Annotated in this window: 14 protein-coding genes; 7 read left to right on the plus strand and 7 right to left on the minus strand. The window is 63.8% G+C overall.

Annotation, left to right across the window (positions count from 1 at the left end):
- Window positions 1-10: 10 nt before the first annotated feature.
- Window positions 11-997: an NAD(P)H-binding protein gene (locus tag MKK62_RS19135; protein ID WP_240258357.1), complete on the minus strand. Its 987-nt coding sequence runs from the start codon at window positions 995-997 to the stop codon at window positions 11-13.
- Between the two features lie 342 nt (window positions 998-1339).
- On the opposite strand from MKK62_RS19135, the gene MKK62_RS19140 reads away from it, so the two are divergent.
- Together MKK62_RS19140 and MKK62_RS19145 are read left to right on the plus strand one after the other, a co-directional pair.
- A complete protein-coding gene (locus MKK62_RS19140) occupies window positions 1340-2137 on the plus strand; it encodes a maleylpyruvate isomerase N-terminal domain-containing protein (RefSeq protein ID WP_240258356.1) in 798 nt (265 codons plus the stop codon).
- 60 nt (window positions 2138-2197) lie between these two features.
- Window positions 2198-2869 (plus strand): TetR/AcrR family transcriptional regulator, encoded by a 672-nt coding sequence (locus MKK62_RS19145; protein WP_240258355.1) that lies wholly within the window; start codon window positions 2198-2200, stop codon window positions 2867-2869.
- Here the strand turns inward: MKK62_RS19145 and MKK62_RS19150 are convergent.
- Entirely contained in the window at window positions 2817-3515 is a 699-nt protein-coding gene (locus MKK62_RS19150; RefSeq protein ID WP_240258354.1) for an SDR family oxidoreductase, read from the minus strand. The genes MKK62_RS19145 and MKK62_RS19150 overlap by 53 nt on opposite strands.
- Before the next feature lie 377 nt (window positions 3516-3892).
- Here MKK62_RS19150 and MKK62_RS19155 point away from each other — a divergent pair, with 377 nt between their 5' ends.
- Window positions 3893-4888, plus strand: coding sequence for a helix-turn-helix domain-containing protein (locus MKK62_RS19155; RefSeq protein WP_240258353.1), 996 nt, complete (start codon window positions 3893-3895; stop codon window positions 4886-4888).
- A gap of 3 nt (window positions 4889-4891) precedes the next feature.
- On the opposite strand, the gene MKK62_RS19160 is transcribed toward MKK62_RS19155, so the two are convergent.
- Window positions 4892-5626, minus strand: coding sequence for a dienelactone hydrolase family protein (locus MKK62_RS19160; protein WP_240258352.1), 735 nt, complete (start codon window positions 5624-5626; stop codon window positions 4892-4894).
- Window positions 5627-5835: 209 nt separating this feature from the next.
- Between MKK62_RS19160 and MKK62_RS19165 the strand changes: the two genes are divergently transcribed.
- The 4 genes from MKK62_RS19165 to MKK62_RS19180 all read left to right on the plus strand — a co-directional run bounded on the left by MKK62_RS19165 (window position 5836) and on the right by MKK62_RS19180 (window position 9118).
- Window positions 5836-6636 (plus strand): thymidylate synthase, encoded by an 801-nt coding sequence (locus tag MKK62_RS19165; protein ID WP_240258351.1) that lies wholly within the window; start codon window positions 5836-5838, stop codon window positions 6634-6636.
- Entirely contained in the window at window positions 6633-7130 is a 498-nt protein-coding gene (locus tag MKK62_RS19170; protein WP_240258350.1) for a dihydrofolate reductase, read from the plus strand. Before MKK62_RS19165 ends, MKK62_RS19170 begins: the two co-directional genes overlap by 4 nt.
- Before the next feature lie 85 nt (window positions 7131-7215).
- Complete coding sequence (locus tag MKK62_RS19175) at window positions 7216-7908, plus strand: cell division protein DivIVA (RefSeq protein WP_240258349.1); 693 nt, start codon at window positions 7216-7218, stop codon at window positions 7906-7908.
- Window positions 7889-9118 carry a winged helix-turn-helix domain-containing protein gene (locus tag MKK62_RS19180; RefSeq protein WP_240258348.1) on the plus strand — a complete coding sequence of 410 codons (1230 nt, stop codon included), beginning with the start codon at window positions 7889-7891 and terminating at the stop codon, window positions 9116-9118. The genes MKK62_RS19175 and MKK62_RS19180 overlap by 20 nt, the downstream gene beginning before the upstream one ends.
- Here the strand turns inward: MKK62_RS19180 and MKK62_RS19185 are convergent.
- From MKK62_RS19185 to MKK62_RS19200, 4 genes are read right to left on the minus strand one after another with little or no spacing between them, the layout of a single operon-like run.
- Window positions 9106-11175, minus strand: a complete 2070-nt coding sequence (locus MKK62_RS19185) for an FAD-dependent oxidoreductase (protein WP_350355730.1) — start codon at window positions 11173-11175, stop codon at window positions 9106-9108. The genes MKK62_RS19180 and MKK62_RS19185 overlap by 13 nt on opposite strands.
- On the minus strand, window positions 11172-14369 hold the full coding sequence (locus MKK62_RS19190) for an ATP-binding protein (RefSeq protein ID WP_240258347.1): 3198 nt from the start codon (window positions 14367-14369) through the stop codon (window positions 11172-11174). The genes MKK62_RS19185 and MKK62_RS19190 overlap by 4 nt, the downstream gene beginning before the upstream one ends.
- Window positions 14366-15091 carry a hypothetical protein gene (locus MKK62_RS19195; RefSeq protein WP_240258346.1) on the minus strand — a complete coding sequence of 242 codons (726 nt, stop codon included), beginning with the start codon at window positions 15089-15091 and terminating at the stop codon, window positions 14366-14368. Before MKK62_RS19195 ends, MKK62_RS19190 begins: the two co-directional genes overlap by 4 nt.
- 2 nt (window positions 15092-15093) lie before the next feature.
- Window positions 15094-16611 carry a hypothetical protein gene (locus tag MKK62_RS19200; RefSeq protein ID WP_260060441.1) on the minus strand — a complete coding sequence of 506 codons (1518 nt, stop codon included), beginning with the start codon at window positions 16609-16611 and terminating at the stop codon, window positions 15094-15096.
- Between the last annotated feature and the right edge of the window lie 528 nt (window positions 16612-17139).

The raw sequence follows: 17139 nt of genomic DNA on the forward strand, positions 1-17139 counted from the left end.
ATGTGCCACGTCAACGCACACTGCCGGCCTGCTGTTGAACAAGCGGGTGGTTCTGCAGGGCCCAGCGGAGGGTCTTGGGTGGCCCACCTAAGAGGTTGGACAGGTCGTCTGTGTCGACAGTGTAGTAGCGGCCGGACGCCACAAGACGTGTAAGCGTCTTGAGGTGCTCGGCAATGTGGGGGTTGGTCTCGGCCAGGGCAGCGTCGATGTATGCGGTGTTCCAGGAGTCGAGTTCGCGCGGCACGTACTGCACCGGACGCTGTAGAGCCGCGGCATAGTCTTCGGCGAATTCGGCCATCGTTTTGAATTCCGGCCCGGTCAGAGTGTAGGCACGGCCGATGTGTTCGCCAGGCTCCCGCAGGATGTTGGCACACACCTTAGCTACATCGTGTGCGGCGATGGGCGCGAGTTTCGCCTCGCCAAACGGCAGCCCCAGCTCCCCTTTCGCGATCACCTCTGTCATGGGAAACCTTGTGAGGATGGGGTTCTCGACGAAGATGCCCGCGCGGATATGGACGACTGGTAAGCCTGACCAGTTCAGGCTCTGCTCGCCAGCCCAGTGTGCACGCTGTTGGGGCGACCACTCCTGCACGCCGTTACCCAACCACGACCTTCGCTCGTCCGCCGGTGCAGTCATCCGCTCGAATGTGAGATTCGTCTGTTCGGATTCGGATACGTTGACCAGAAGTTCCAGATCGCCCTTCGCCTTTGCGGCGGCCGCCATCAGGATTGTGGCGTCAAGGTAGTAGGGACTTAGGCTCATGCTGAAATACACGCGGCGACAACCACGAATCGCCGCGGCGACATCGGCAATGTTCAGCAGGTTGCCGACAAATACGTCGGCGCCAGCCTCACGAAGCGCCTCGGCGCGTTGGTCGTCAGTTCGGACGAAGGCGCGCACTGGCCACCCGTCGGCAAGCAGCATATGCACGACCGCAGTGCTCACCGAACCCACGTCGCCGCCGGCTCCTGTCACCAAGATCGGTCCGCTGCTCACTGATTTCACCACTCCTTCGCGGCGGCGCTGTTACCGAAACATTCGATCCAGTTCGGTCGTCCGCTTGCGAGGTACGACGTCCTGTCGAGTGGTTATATTCCGCGCCGCAGAGATCGGACTTCGATCTGGATCGATCGGTCCACAATATGCGGTTGCGCCCGTGGACGACAACACCGTGCAGTTGTCGCACACTGGCGTGCATCCCCGGCACACAGTGCCGAATAAAATTGATGCTCCAAAGGCACTGACCGCGAGCCAATTTGAGCTTCGACCGCACGCCGTGTGGAGATTGCGGTTTCGCGTTACGGTCAGCGTGAACGGGTAAGCATTGAGGAGACAACGATGAGCCATTCAGGGATACACGGCATGCGAGCCGCTGGCGACGATGCACTGGCCGTCGCGCCGAAGCTGTCTGACGCCGATTGGGAAGCGCCAAGTGCCGCCGACGGATGGTCGGTAAAAGACGTCTACATCCACCTCGGTGCGCTGCTCGAACTGTTACAAGCCGCCATCGCAGGGGCTGAGGCGCCGCCGATCGGGATTGAAGAACTCAACGAGCAAGCCGTCGCGGAACGACGAGATTGGCCCGCCGCGCGGGCAACTGGATTCCTTCGAGAACAATTAGACTTAGCGTCAGGCGCTTTCACGGCGCTCCAGGAAGAACCGATCGCGTCGACCCAAACGGCACTGCTCGACCTCGGACAATACCCGCTGCATGCCATTCCTGACATGTTCAGCTTCGATCTCACTACCCACCTTCGCTACGACGTCCTGCAGCCCCGCGGCCCGGTGGACGTGAATATCACCGCGCTCGACGAAATACGAATTGCTCCAGCGATTTCCTGGCTGATCGGCGGCCTCTCGCAGATGCAGCCTGAACTAGCCGACTACATCGAGGCACCCATCACGCTCGAGCTCGTAGGACCAGGTGCACGGCAGATCCAATTGAGCGCCCACGGCGGTGGAGTCCGAGTTGCCGAACCGCCCGATGCCGCCGCACCTTCGGCAGCGGTACTCACCTCGAATACTGCGGATTTCCTGGCGTGGTCGACGCGACGCATGCCATGGCAGGAGAGCGTTCAGGTCGCGGGAGACCTTGGGGTCGCGCGATCGTTTCTCGATGTCGTCAACCTGATCTGAACGACGCCGCCTTAGCTGGACGTCATACCGCGGAACATGTCGCCGTTTAGCATGGCAGGCATGGGACGACCACGCGGATTCACCAAACACGAAGTCGTCTTGGTGACTCGCGATTTGTTCTGGCAAAGGGGCTATGCCGGTACCTCGCTCGACGATCTGACGGCCGCGACCGGTCTGGGACGCGGCAGCTTATATGCAGCCTTCGGCGACAAGCACGCCTTATTCATGGCTGCGTTGGACTCTTACTGCGAGGCAAAGCATCGCGGCATCGTCGAGGATCTTCGCGGCGCGCCGACGGCTTACGAAGGATTGGTCAATCACGTTCGCAGGGTGTGTCATGACAATGTGACCGACACCAGCAGGCGCGGTTGCCTGCTGGCAAAGGCTGCAGCCGAACTCGTGCCGTCGGACGTTGTCGTGGCCAAGCGTGTCAAGCGCACGTTCGACCTCTATCGTCGCGAACTCGCGGCCTCAGTTGCCGAGGCGCAACGACAGGGCGACCTCGACCCCGCTGCCGATCCCGACTCGACCGCCGCGTTGGTGCTTACGGTGCTGCGCGGTCTCGAAGCTATGCGCAAGCTCGGCGCGACGCGGGCGACGCTGACGTCGGCCACCGAGCAGTTCCTTGCCTCGCTACCTCGAACGTCGCGACGTGGCAGCCGGCGGACAAGTCGCGTGGCTAGCCCAAAGCCACGGCCAGGCCCTCAACCGGGCCGGAAAGCGCGGCCTTGACGTGAACTGATACGTCATCGACGAGGATCTCGGCGGCGTCCCTTTCGAGCCCGTCGGCAATGATCTTCGCCACCTGCTGCGGGCTCAGTTTGTCGGCCGACACATCAGCCGCCATATCCGTGTCGATGAAGCCGACGTGTACTCCCACCACATGGGTGCCTTGGGGCCGAAGTTCGATCCGCAAAGAGTTGGTCAGCGACCACAACGCGGCCTTGGAGGCGCCGTAAGCGCCCGCCCCACCGAGCCACGAGAGCACTGAGTGGACGTTGACTACGGCTCCGCCTCCATTAGCGGCAAGGATTGGAGCCAAGGCGCGTGTCACGCGCAGCGGCCCAAGCGTGTTAACGTCCAGCGTGTCGGTTATGTCGTCAAAGGAGCCGGTGAGCAGGGGTGCGGGAGCGTAGATTCCGGCGTTGTTGAACAAAATCTCCACGTCCCCAACACTTTCCGCAAACGCTGCCACTGACTCGGCTGATCGGATGTCGAGCGGATAAGTGATCACCTCGACGCGATCGTCGGCGTAGGAGCTACGCGCCGCCGAATACACTTTGCGCGCACCGCGGGCGAGGACCTCGTCGACCAGTGCGGCACCGAGCCCCCTGCGACCCCCGGTCACCGCCACCACCTTGCCCGAGATATCAACCATCGCGCGTTCTCCTCACTGTTGCGTCCCGATACGTTCCACCCGTGTGTCTGTGCCATCGAGTGCGTGAAGCCGACAACGCTGATTGTTGACCGTACATTCCATAACCATGACCGGTCGTCGCCGGAATACCATGCCGCCTACTCGCTTGCCGACGTCATAGTCGCTGTTGCACAGCGACCTGTGTGCGCATTGAATGCACTCTTGTGTGCCATTTGTGCGCGGATTTGTCATCTGGCTGCATGGGTTGCGCCCCGGCGGAGCGTTGCCAGTCACAAACGGCGCTGTGGTGGACTGCGTCGTCCGGCGTTTTTGACCGAACGGTCCTATGCTCATGGACTTGACGCGAAGCGGTAGCGGCGACCGAAGGAGTGTTTCGCGTGTCCCTCGTACTCAACACCGACGACGTGGCCCCCGCCGACCGCGGCGACTACTTCCGCGAGGCCCTGGCGGCGACGATGGTGTCCGTCGAATGTCATTGGCGTGCCGATGATCCCGCGGCGACCGCACACGGCGTGATCACCTCGTTAGGTGACCTCACCGTGTGCTGCGGCGGAACCACCGCAGTTCGGGTCGAACGCACTCCGACCCTGGCGCGTGATGACCGGGAGCCGTCGGTATTCGTCAATCTGCAACTCTCCGGATCCAGCATGGTCGTGCAAAGCGGCAGGGAAGCAGTGCTGCGCCCCGGTGGGCTCGTGATCTACGACTCGACGATGCCTTACACGCTGCTCAACGCCCACGGTATGGCTGGGGAGTTTTTTCAGATTCCGCTTGCCGCGCTGGCGCTCCCGCACGACGCGGTACGACGAGCCTGCGCGGTTTCGTTGCTTCCCGGACATCCATTGACTGCGCTGACCCACGATCACCTGCGCCGGCTGGCCGCGCACACATCACAGCTGGCCGCCTTGGGCAACGACGGTGCCAGTCACCCCAGTATCGAGCTAATCAGGGCAGTCCTAGCCACTCACCTGCAAGCCGGCCACCTCGCCAAGGACGCGCTGGCCGACACTCTGGCCGTGCGCATCATGGAATACGCCCGGCATCACCTCGACGACGCCGACCTCAATGCCGCCACCATCGCCGCCGCCCATCACATCTCGGTTCGTCACCTCTATCAGGTGCTTGCAGCAGAAGGTGTCAGCCTCGCCGACTGGATTCGCATGCATCGTCTTGAGGCGTGCCGGCGCGCGCTGGTCCACGACTCCGGCAGGCTCAACATCGCCGGCATCGCGCGACGGTACGGGTTTACCAACATGTCAAGCTTCAGCCGCGCTTTCCGAATCGAGTACGGATTGTCGCCGCGGGAGTGGCGCCGCCACTCGGAGCGGCAGACCTCGACGAGACGCGAAGTCGACGGCAGCCGGCCGGAGTAGCCGCTAGAGGTGGGTCGAAAACACTTCGCGCATTGTGGTCCAGTGTCGCTCGGCAGCCGCCGGGTCGCAAGACCGGTTGTCCGGCACCGCGAATCCGTGCCCGGCGGCGTAGGTTTCGATCGTGTGCTCGACGCCGGCAGCGGTGAGAGCCTTTTCCAGTTGCTCGGCGTGGTCGTCGGTGAACGACGCGTCGTTCTCGGCGCCGCCCACGTAGATGAAAGCCTGAATGTGGTCGGCCCGTAGATGTGGGCTGTCGGCACCGTCGGTGACCAGGCCGCCGCCGTGATACGACGCCGCGGCGCCGACCCGGTCCGGGAGTAGTCCGGCAATCGTCAGCGCCGCGCGGCCACCCATGCAGTAGCCGGTGACACCGAATTTGGTGCCGCTCACCTCGGGCCTGGCTGCCAGGTAATCGAAGTAGCTATCCGCGTCCGAGGCCCAGTTCTGTGGGCTGATGCTGCCGATGAACGAATACAGGCGCTTGCGTTCATCTTCGTCACTGAATGCGGTTGCCATGTCGAACGGCGCCCAATCGCCCTGGCGGTAGTAGACGTCAGGCAACAGCACCACGAAGCCGGCCTCGGCGAGCTTGTCGGCCATGTCGAAGAAGGTCTGCCGGAAACCGCCGGCATCGGGGATCATGACGACGCCCGGCCATGGTCCCTCGCCTTCCGGGGTGGCCAGCAGGATCGGCGCGGTGCCATCGGGCGTGGTGACGGTGTCGGTGAAGTTCGGCATGCCCTCCGTTCTACCCCGTGCAGTTCGACGCTGGATAGATGGCGTCGACCCGCGGCGCGCATCTTCGATGCGCTTGCGATCGCCGCTGGGCAGATGGCGTCGACCCGCGGCGCGCATCTTCGATGCGCTTGCGATCGCCGCTGGGCAGATGGCGTCGACCCGCGGCGCGCATCTTCGATGCGCTTGCGATCGCCGCTAAGCTAAACCGCGTGCCGATTCCCACGCCGTACGAAGACCTCCTGCGGCTGGTACTCGATCGAGGCGCGCCGAAGTCTGACCGCACCGGCACCGGCACTCGCAGCCTGTTCGGTCACCAGATGCGCTTCGACCTGTCCGCGGGCTTCCCACTGATCACCACCAAAAAGGTGCATTTGAAGTCGGTGGTCTACGAGCTGCTGTGGTTTTTGCGGGGGGACTCCAACGTCGGTTGGTTACAGGAACACGGTGTCTCGATCTGGGATGAATGGGCGAGCGATACAGGCGATCTCGGCCCCGTCTACGGAGTGCAATGGCGGTCGTGGCCGACGCCGTCCGGCGATCACGTCGACCAGATCAGCGCGGCGCTGAATTTGCTGCGGACCGATCCGGACTCCCGCCGCATCATCGTGTCGGCCTGGAACGTCGGCGAGATCCCGCAGATGGCGCTTGCGCCGTGCCACGCGCTGTTCCAGTTCTACGTGGCCGACGGCCGGCTCAGCTGCCAGCTCTACCAGCGCAGCGCCGACCTGTTTCTCGGCGTGCCGTTCAACATCGCCAGCTACGCGCTGTTGACCCACATGATGGCCGCCCAGGCCGGCCTCGGGGTAGGCGACTTCGTGTGGACGGGCGGCGATTGTCACATCTACGACAACCACGTCGCGCAGGTCACCGAGCAGTTGAGCCGCGATCCGCGTCCCTACCCGAAACTTGTTCTGGCACAACGTGACTCGATCTTCGACTACACCTACGACGACATCGTCGTCCAGGACTATTACCCACACCCGGCGATCAAAGCGCCGGTCGCTGTATGACGGGTCGCGCTGGCGGACTCGGCCTGATCTGGGCGCAGTCGACGTCGGGGGTGATCGGGCGCGCCGGTGACATTCCCTGGCAAGTCCCGGAAGATTTGATCCGGTTCAAGGAAGTCACACTCGGCCGCACGGTGGTGATGGGCCGGCGGACCTGGGATTCGCTGCCTTCGCGGTTTCGGCCCCTGCCGGGACGCAAGAACGTCGTGCTGACCCGCCAGAGCGATTTCGTCGCCGAGGGCGCAACGGTGGTGCAACACCTCGATGACGCATTGACCGACCCCGACACCTGGGTAATCGGCGGCGAACAGATCTACGCCCTGGCGCTGCCGCTAGCCACCCACTGTGAGGTCACCGAAATCGACATCGACCTACCTCGCGACGACGGTGATGCCATCGCCCCGGTGCTCGACGAGGCTTGGGTCGGGACGCCGGGTGAATGGCAGGTAAGCCGTGCGGGCGTGCGGTACCGATTTCACCACTACAAACGCCCCTGAGCTGCGACGATAGGTCAGCCTGACATACTCGGCGGGGACCGGTACACATCGTCGACCTGGCGTTTTCCACAAGGGGGTAGAGGCCTTGACAACCGAAACCGCGCAGACGTTCTCTCGCATTCTCTGGGGTTACAACCCGGCCGCCGTCGATGCTCGCATCGAGGTATTGACCACCAAACAGCAGTTCCTGCTCAACGACGTCGAGAGCCTGCGAGCTCGACTGAGGGACGCCGGCGACGAAGCCGCCGCGCTCCGCAAAGAAATAGCGGTGCTCACCGACACCTCGTCGTCGCCGCACGCCCTGCAACAGCGGATGGCGAAAATGCTCCGCCAGGCCGTCGACGAGATCGCGGAGATGCAGGCCGAGGCGCAATCCGAGGCCGACGCGCTGGTCGCAGCCGCCGAAGCCGAGGCGGATGCCGTGCAGGCGAAACATCGAGACGAACTGATCGAGCTGGCCGCGCAGAAGAAGGCCCTAGAGGCGGAGTATGCCGAGACCAAGGCTGCACTCGAGGCCGAAGTCGCGACGATGCGCGCCGACGCCGAGCGGCAGCGCGAGCAACTGCTTGCCGACGCCAAACGAGAGGCAGACGACTATCGCGACGAGGTCAAGCGGGCCGTCGACGAGGCCAGCCGGCAGCGACTCAAGGTGTTGGAGCAGCTGATGGGCGTCTACCGCGATCTGGAGGCCGTCCCGGCGGCGCTCGAGTCCGCGTACGAAGAGGTCAAGAACCATTCGGAGGCAAGCACCGTGGGCAGTGGCGACTCGGCCCGTTAAATTATCCGCTGCGAACGCGCGGCGGATAGCTGTTGCGGCGCAAGGGTTTCACGAGGTCAAGCCGCAGGCAGCCGTAACAAGAGCACATCTGCGCCGGTTGATTTCGCGGATCCAGGTCCTGCAACTCGATTCGGTGTCGGTCGCGGTGCGGGCCCACTACGCACCAGTCTTCAGCCGGCTCGGACCCTACGACCGCGACGTGCTCGACCGCGCGGCGTGGGCGCACAGCGCGCGCTCGCCGCGGCTGCTGGTCGAGTACTGGGCGCACGAGGCTGCCTTGATGGCGGTCGACGACTGGCCGCTGATGCGCTGGCGAATGGGCCAATACCGGCACGGGCGCTGGGGTACACACATCGTCAAGGCCAACCCTGAGCTAGCCGACAAAATAGTTGCCGCGGTCGGGGAACTGGGGCCAAGCACCGCGGGGCAGATCGAGCAGCACCTGGCCGCCGGGCCGCGCGGCCCGCGCGGAGATTGGTGGGGGAGCCGCTCGGACACCAAGTGGGTGGCCGAAGCACTGTTCGCCGCCGGCACGCTGACTACGGCGACCCGGGTCGGATTCGCTCGCCACTACGACTTGGCCGAACGCGTGCTGCCGGCCGAGGTGATGGCACGCCAGGTCACCGAAGCCGACGCGGTTCGAGAGCTGGTGCTGCGGGCTGCGTCCGCACTGGGCATAGCCACCGAGCCCGACATCCGGGACTATTTTCGGCTGTCCCCGGCACAGTCGAAGGCGGCGATCGCCCAGCTGGTCGCCGCGGGTGAATTGGAGCCGGCCGAGGTCGAGTGCTGGGCGGCGCCAGCGTATCTGCGTGCGGGACAGTCGATTCCGCGCCGCAACCGGGGCACTGCGCTGCTGTGTCCGTTCGACCCGCTGATTTTCTTCCGTCCGCGGGTGGAGCGGCTGTTCGGTTTTCACTACCGCATCGAGATCTACACCCCGGCGCACAAACGCCAGTTCGGCTACTACGTCTGGCCATTTCTGCTCGACGGTGAGTTGGTGGGACGGGTCGACCTGAAAGCCGATCGTTCGGCCGACGCTCTGCATGTGGTGGGTGCATTCGTCGAGGACGGTCGTCCTGCGGCGCGGGTCGCCGAGGCGCTGATCGGGGAATTGCAGACGATGGCGAAGTGGTTGGGCTTGGCTGATGTGACAGTCGGGGATCGCGGTGACTTGGTGCAGGCTTTGCGCGCGGTTCAGGGCATATAGAACCCGCGGATACGGTGGAAACGGTGCCGGCCCAGCAGCGCGTTGGCGGCTTGCAGTCCGGACATCACCGCCGCCTCGATGCAGCCTGCGTTCATGCCGCAATCCGTCCAGTCGCCGGCCAAAACCAGGTTATCGTAACCACTTTCGTCCGGCCTCAATCGGTATTGATCGCTGCCGGGCAACGACTGCACGTAGCGGTCGGAAGGGTCGATGTTCACGCTGAGGTGCTGGGTGGCCAACGCCTCGGTTCCTCGTTGACCGTTCACACCGCTGAGCAGCTGCCATTCGAAGCCCTGCTCGGTTACCGCGTTCGGAAAGTACAGGCCGACATGGCGATTCAAGAACTCGACGGCCGCGTTGCGCACACGCTCGGTATGCCGAGGCACATACGAAGACTGGTCTTCTGCGCTCGGCCAGGGCGCGTCGAGACTGCCGCAGAAATATGCGACGGTACGAGGCCGCTCGGATGACGGCCAGTCCTCTGACCACAGCGTTTGGGGCATCGAGGCCCACGTGTCAAACGGCGGCAGATAGGCACTCACCGTCGCGCCGGGCCTGTCACAACCGAGCGTCTTTTCATCCGGTCGGAGCCAGATTTGGAACGCTTGGGTCGCCACCGTGCGGACGTGGGTCGTCATGTCGCGCCACTCCGGACGATGGTTGACGAGTTCGTTCGCGACGATCGGAATCATCCCGATCGACACGGCAAGTACGACGTGATCGAAGTCGACACCCTCCCTTAGGGTCCGCATCTCGACGTCATTGCGGTTCCCGAAATGTGACTCGGTCGCGTCGAGGTCGGAACGCGGCCGCAGCTGGTCGCCGAGTGGGCTTCTCGGGAAGACAGGCAGGCCGCGAACTCTCTCCAGCGGTTCGTAGGTGGTGCGGTCATCCGCGAGCTGGGCCTGGCGGGCCATGGTTATGGAGCCGACCTTGCGGCAGCCCGCATCGAGGTGCAGGCCGTCGAGACGATGGAAAAACTCGAATGTCACGCCGCGTCGCCGTAACGCCTGATACAGCGGCGCTATCACGATATCGCCCATGCCGGCGGTCATCTTCCAGAAGATGGCACCCCGATAGCCGAAAAGCACGTGACCAAGCAGAAACGTCATCACACCCGCAGCGACCGCGGGCTGGTGCGGATCGCCGTCCTGATACCCGAAAACCAGATCGTAGATGCCGCGCACCATCGCGGAATCGAGGACTTCGGGATGCGCGCCGTGGCGAACGATCCAGTCGCAGAAGTCTTCGTCGTTGATCGCCGCGAATCCACGGGCATCAGTGACCAGCTTGTCCGCGATGATGCCGCGAACCGCAGCCACCACAAGGGAAATGAGTATCCAGCTGCGTCTGCGGTCCGAACGCTCATCTGCGTCGATGGCGTCGCGGACGGCGCTGAGTGTGTGCTCGACAAGGTCGCCCGGCGCGGTGATGTCGGCGTGCGGATCCGCCGCGGCCAGTAATGCCGCCAGCGTCGTTCGCAGCGCGGTGCCGACTGGAATGTCTGACGGCGATACCGGGGGATCGGGAGACGTGCTGAGCGTCAAGCGACCGGGTGTCGCGTCGCGTAGAGAATCTGCGAAGGCGACGACGAGCCGCAATGCCCGTTCGACGAAGCCCGCCACCGTCAGCTCCCGGCCGGTGCTCCCTGGTTCGCCGGGCAGGCTGTGATCGCGCGGGTGCGTGCCGTGCCACGTCGACCATCGACCGTTCCAATCATCGGCTAGTCCAGGGTTGTCGGCCGGCGCGATCGCCTCCTCCCACGTCTTGACGGGAGCCATGGGATCTGTTGTCGCCCGGTCGAGTTCGGTATAACACTCGCGCAGTAGGGCGAACGCGTTCTCGTACGAACCGAGCCAGATATGCAGTCCGTGTTCCTCGATACGTCCATAAACTCCGCGACTGGATGCCGCTTTGCCACCTAGTCGCCAACCCCGCTGATATACCGTGATGGATTCGAAGCGCTGCCGGGTGCCGGGCTCGCTGAGGCGCCAGGCGGCACTCAACGCGGCCATGCCGCCTCCGACGATCGCGACCTTGCCGCCCGGACGGCTCACCCGATCATGGCCTGAGCGGCCGCGACCTCCGGCCAGGAGCTGTTGTCGGGAAACCGGCTCAACGCTGCGGTGACCGCGTCCCGGAAGCGCGCCTCGTCAAGCTGAAAAAGATCTGCTGCGCAGCGCAATTCGAAGATCGGGGCGTCCTGGCGGCGGGCCAGGTCCCGGGCCGATTCCAGGTCGTCGCGACGTTGGTCCTCGTCATCGGCGGTCTGCGCACGCAGCCGCATGAGTTCCGCGTCGTAGAAATGCATCCTGGTCTGCTCAGCCAGTTCCAGACCGGTGTCCAGGCGCTGCCTCGCGTCGGTGAGGTCGCCGCTCGCGACGAGTAGTCGAGCCAAAACAGCATCGTAGAAAGTGACGAGTGAGATCGCGGACATCGCTCGACAGGCGCCGACGAACGCGGTCAACGCCTCGACATGCGGTCGCAGCGCCGCTGCATCGGCGTTGTCCGCCAGCGCGGACAGTGCGGCCACGGTTCCTAGCTGTGCGACCCCGACCAGCGCCCAAGAGTCGAAGCCGTGTTGCTCGCCCAGGGTGCGCAAATCGGCGGCGACTTCCGCTGCACGTTGCAGTTGGCCGGCCTCTGCGCGGACCAATACCTCCAACTGTCGCGCGTAAGCCAAGCTGAAAGCGCCTTTGGGAAAAGGTATTTCCGCGCAACGTCGCTCGGCTCGCTCCAGTTCGACAGCCACACCGGCCAAGTCTCCGTCGATGAACCGGGCCATGGCCAGGTGTGCATACAGCCCAGCGGTGGCATCGTTCGGCATGAACAGCATTGTCTCCAGATCGCGGCTGCATGCCTCGGTCAGCGTCGTCGCCGCCAAGTTCAACTTCGTCTTTGCGTAGCCAAATTCACCGCGATACCAGGCTAATTGGCCCAGACCGAATTCATTGATGGGCATGAAAGATGCTCGCTGCCCGGTGAGCTGTGCGCGCACCGACATGACCAACCGTTCGGCGCGATCGAGATCCGCGCGCATCGTGTAATACGGATAGAGCGACATCACAGTCGAGAACAGGTCGTCGTCCGCTAAGTTGCTGCCGCACAACGCCAGACAGCGCTCGAAGTCGGCGGCCACTTTCTTGCTCGCCACGCCTTCGGCGGCCTGCGCCAGAAAAGCCCGAGCAAGTCGCAGCGAGACCTCGACGCGATCGCGCTCCGGCCCGTCGGCGCAGCGTTCGGCCTGGGCTATCGCATACGTCAGGTGCGCGAGCGCTTCGCGCAGCGCGCCGCGCTGCCGGGCATTGGCCGCGGCCGCACCATACGCGGACGCTGCCTCCGTGTAGCGCTCGGCCCGTTCGTAGTGTCGTGCGATCATCGGCCAGTCCGGTGTGCCCTGAGTGGCCACCAGGCTATCGGCGATACGGCTGTGCAGGCGGCGGCGCTGAGTTGGCGGGGACAGTTCCTCGGCGACCTCGCGCAGCAGGTCGTGCCGAAATCGGTACCGTCCGTGGTCGATTGACTCCAGCACGCGGCCCTCGACCAGCTCGGTGACGACGGCATCGACGTCGATGTCGGCAACGTCGAGGATCGACCGCAGCAGCCCACACTCGATACGGCTGCCGATCACGGCCGCCGCCTCGACCACGCGTAACGCGCCCGGGCTGGATCGAAGCCGGGCAAATAGCGCCTCGTACAGGGTGTCCGGGACGCCCAGTGAACTTGCTTCGTCCGATGGCTGCGCTTTGAGTTTGGCGACCACCTCTTCGATGTACAGCGGAAGCCCCACGCAGCGCTGGCGTATCGCCTTCTGTTCGTCCGCGCGCACGCGCGGGTGCAGCGCGACGATGAGCTGGTCGGCCTCCTCGTCGCTGAGCGGCTTGAGTTCGAACACCTGCGCTCGCGCGGTCTTCGGCAGCGGCGTGTTGTGCCGGTTGGTCATGACGACGAGGACGTGTCCGCTGAGCTCGCCGCCGAGCAATGACTCCACGACGTCGAAAGTGTCTTCGTCAAACCAATGCATGTCCTCGACGAGGATCAACGTCGGTGCATCTCGGCTGCAGGCGATGAGGTAGTCGAACACCGCTCCGGTGATTTGTTCGTAAAGTTTCAGCCCCTCGGCGGCGACGGCCGTGTAGCCCGCCTCCGCACCGATGCCGAGCACGGGAGCCAGGAGAGGAACCGCGACGTCGGCATCGAGCGACCGTTGTTCGAGTTCGCTGCGCAAATGGCGTAGCCGTTCCTCCGGTTGCGAAGTGCGGGTAATGCCGCACCGCCGCTCCAGCAGCCGACGAATCGGGCGGAGGCCGACGTCGGTGTGAAAAGGGGACCCGACCAGTTGAAGGACAACGCCGTGCGACCGCTCGGCCATCTCGACCGCCGACCACGCGAGCCGGCTCTTGCCGATCCCGGCTTCGCCGACGAATACCGCTCCGGGAGTTGTTAATTGACCGAGGGTGGCCTGTTCCCACGCACGACGCAAGTATTCGAGCTCGTCGTCGCGGCCGACCAACGGACCGGACCCGATTGGGGTCAGGTCACGTTCGGCCACCACCAGGAAGTAGCGAATAGGCTGATCGACGCCCTTGACCGCCTTGGGCAGCTGCGCTCTGAGTTCAAAGCGGCCGCGGATCAGACCCTCGACGGCTTGCGAGACGGCGACCGTCCCTGGGTCGGCAAGGCTGCAGACCCGGGCGGCGAGATTCGCGGCGAAGCCGTAGACGTCGTCCTGTTTGGTATCGAGGTACGCGATTCCGCGGTGCACGCCAACTCGGACGTCGATCTCGAAACCGAAACGGCGCTTGACCCGAGCGCTCAACGCGGTGACTTCGTGGGTGATGTCCAGGCCGGCCTGCACCGCCCGTCGCACGTCATCCTCGTGCGCTTCAGGGTGACCGAAGAAGACGAGTAAGCCATCACCCTTGGTCGTGCCGATATGCCCGCCATATCGCTCGACAACGCGCTGCACCTCGTCGCGGTAGCGTCCAACGACCGTGCGATACGTCTCCGGCTCAACTCGGGTCGACAACTCGGTAGAGTCAACCAAGTCGGCGAAAAGAATTGTGATGCGCCGGATTTCACCCGAATCGGCTGGCGCCGCCAGCAGGTCTTCGGCGTCCAGATTGTGCCGGTCGACGGCTAGCACCTGTTCGGCAAGTTGGTTGGCGATCACGCGGTTTCCTTCGCCGAGCGCGCGAAGCGCACGATCGAGAAGTTCGTCGACGCCGGGTGGCTGGGGCGGTTCGGTCACAAGTTGACGATGACCTTTACAGCCAGGTTCTGCTGGGCAGCGCCGTTTTTCATGACCTCGACCGTGCCGCGGAAGACGCCACTGGGGATGCCCGCGGTGTTGATGACCAACCAGAATTTTTTGGCTCTGCCCGGCTTCAAAGCACCCCCGGCGGGGATGAATCGGACGATGCCGGAGATGTCCTCGTCGACCGTGGGGCGCGACAGAGGTCCCATTTGAAGCACGAGATCGTCTGCAACAGCTGCGTTTACGGTGTACGGGCCGAATTTCATCAGCGGATTGGCCAACACACCCGGTCCGGCGCCGATCGCCTCGGCGATCTCAGCCGTGCGAAGCACTGCCATCCCGGTCAAGGTGATGGCCGAGTCGACCCAGTTGTCTTTGAAGGTACCGGCATTCACCTTTTCCGCTGCGTCACCGGTGACCGCCGCTGCGTCGCTTACGGCGGTCTGGACTATCGAGGCGACCTCGTCAGCCACCAGCAGCGGACCGTTGTCCGGTTGTATCTGCAACGGTATCCGCGCAAGTTCAGCCGCGCCGGTGATGGCAATGCCGGCGAGTTGGGTCGCTGATTCGATCGCGTCCTTACCCGTAAAACTGCCTGGATCGCCATTGATTTTGTCGAAGGCATCTATTGCAACCTGCGCCGCCCCGTTGATCACCTTGCGGGCTACCGTCGCGTAGCGGGTTGCGATCGCCTTCGGATCGTCGGTCGGCGCCATCGTTATTCGCCTTTCGTCACTTCGGGTTTCACCATGCTCTCGGCGGTTTCGTACACCTCGAGCGCGTACTGGCGCAGATTTGTCCCGATGCTGGACGTGATTTTCTCGACATCGTCACGACTCATGCCGTCGAGCCACCGGGTGGCGGCATCGGCTGTGACGTCGCGCGTCCGATTGACGAGATCGTTAAGCAATGTGCGGGCGTCCTTGACGGTATTGGCGAAGTTCGGTGGCAGCGTCGCGGGTGACTCGACAATGGCGGCCGGCGTCGCGGCGCCCGGATCCATATGTGACGCATAGTTGTTCGGTGGTGTGGTCGCGAACGACACCAATGCGCCAGGCTGGATCTCGCCGGCGAGCACCTTGTGGGCCGTCCCACTGAGAAGCTCGTTCGCGGCGTCTCCCCAACCGAGCAGACAGCCGAGCGCAGAGGTTGCAGTCGGGCTCAGCCCCTGCACTCGCTCCTGTTTGCTAGTGCGGATACGGACGCCCTTCTTCGAGGAATCGGTGCCATTCAGCGGTGTAACCCAGATGTAGCCGTTATCGACCTCGACCATTCGGGAATCATCCTGGCGGTGCGGATCGAGGTCGTAATTGACGAATAGACCGCCGCTGTCGTCGACTTGGAAGTAGAAAAGCAACGCCGTGTGCAGGCGCCACTCAGAACATTCGGGGCCAATCGTTTCCAGAATTCGCGACCACCCGTGTTTGGCGTACGGCGGTGTCTGCGCGGCGACCTTGCAGAAGAACTTGCAACACAAACTCCAGTTCCTGGGGTCGACGATTTTTTTGATGTCGTCGACACTGAGCTCGTCATCCGTCGCGTTGGTGTAAAGCGTGCTGCAATATTGGTCGCCGTCGGCCTCAAGTGTGCCGAAGCACGGCAGCGACTGGTCGGCAAACTTTTTGCTGACTTTCTTCGAGGCGAAGCTGTGCCACTCCATCCGCGAGGTGACTCGCTTCGCCTCGTCCAGCAAACTGAGCACGGTCGGGTCTGATGTGGGGTCGCCTGGGTCAAAATTTTCGGGGGTCCCGGACCAGAAATTGAGCGCCGCAGCCATTATCTGTGCAGGCAGATCCGGCATGTCCCGGATCATGGGTGGCGTGCCGCCGAGTTCGGCGATTCTCGCCAACACCACTGCCGCGTATGTAGCGCGCGCCAGCACCGGGTCGTGGAAGGTGGTGTAGTCGCCCACTCGCTCAGGTAATCGGGCCGGCGCGGGGGGTGCGCCGCCAGCTGAATCGGTAGCGAGCCCTTCTGCAGGTGGCTCGGTTACGGGCTCGCCCTGAGCCTGCGCACTTGATTCGCCGAGCGCAGCGCTGGCGAGACGCATCCGCTCGTCACTGTCCGCCGCCTGCAGGTATTCGAGCGCCGCCTGGACGCTGGGGAACGCGATTGGCGTGCTCCGCCCGGGGCTGCGTACGCCGGGTCGGTTGGCGAATTGTTCGAGCTCGCGGTACCAGCCTGACTGCCCGAAACCGGTAGTGCCCGGCAAAAGAACTTCCACGATGTCCAGCACCGCGTCCGGATTGGGTCCGTGGCCCCGCTTGGCGAAGCGGACCGCCTCATCGATTGCGCCGAAGAACGACAACTGAGACTGCAACAGATTCAGCAAGGTCCGACCTCCTGGCTGTTAACGCCGATATCATACCCACCAGCAGTCTGAATGGCTGATAATCCACCGGAGTTCACGGGAGTGAAATGTGACCGAGCGTGACAACGACGCTGGTGCTTCCGATCTCCCGTGGGCATCGGTCTTCGACCCGGCCCTGAACATACGGGCGTTAGGCGAAATTCAGGCTCGAGGGTTCAGGGCAGCGACCGAGGTCGTCAACCGTTTCATTCGATCGGCTGACACCAAATCCGTTGACGAACCGGTTAATTGCACACCGCCCTGCGAAGAAGTCACGCAGACACCGGGCCATCCCGAGCCAACAGCGGCCGCGCCGCTTCCCGATGCCGACCGAGTGTTGCAGCTGTGGCAGAGATTAGCGACGCAGGCGATCGAAACATTGCGCGGCGCAGCGCAACCGCGCAATGGCGTTGC

The organism is Mycobacterium paraterrae, from assembly GCF_022430545.2.
Lineage (GTDB): Bacteria > Actinomycetota > Actinomycetes > Mycobacteriales > Mycobacteriaceae > Mycobacterium > Mycobacterium paraterrae.

Coding starts and splice junctions, on each gene's coding strand:
- MKK62_RS19140 (WP_240258356.1), top strand. CDS start 1,340: ATGAGCCATTCAGGGATACACGGCATGCGAGCCGCTGGCGACGATGCA.
- MKK62_RS19145 (WP_240258355.1), top strand. CDS start 2,198: ATGGGACGACCACGCGGATTCACCAAACACGAAGTCGTCTTGGTGACT.
- MKK62_RS19150 (WP_240258354.1), bottom strand. CDS start 3,515: ATGGTTGATATCTCGGGCAAGGTGGTGGCGGTGACCGGGGGTCGCAGG.
- MKK62_RS19160 (WP_240258352.1), bottom strand. CDS start 5,626: ATGCCGAACTTCACCGACACCGTCACCACGCCCGATGGCACCGCGCCG.
- MKK62_RS19170 (WP_240258350.1), top strand. CDS start 6,633: ATGACGGGTCGCGCTGGCGGACTCGGCCTGATCTGGGCGCAGTCGACG.
- MKK62_RS19195 (WP_240258346.1), bottom strand. CDS start 15,091: ATGGCGCCGACCGACGATCCGAAGGCGATCGCAACCCGCTACGCGACG.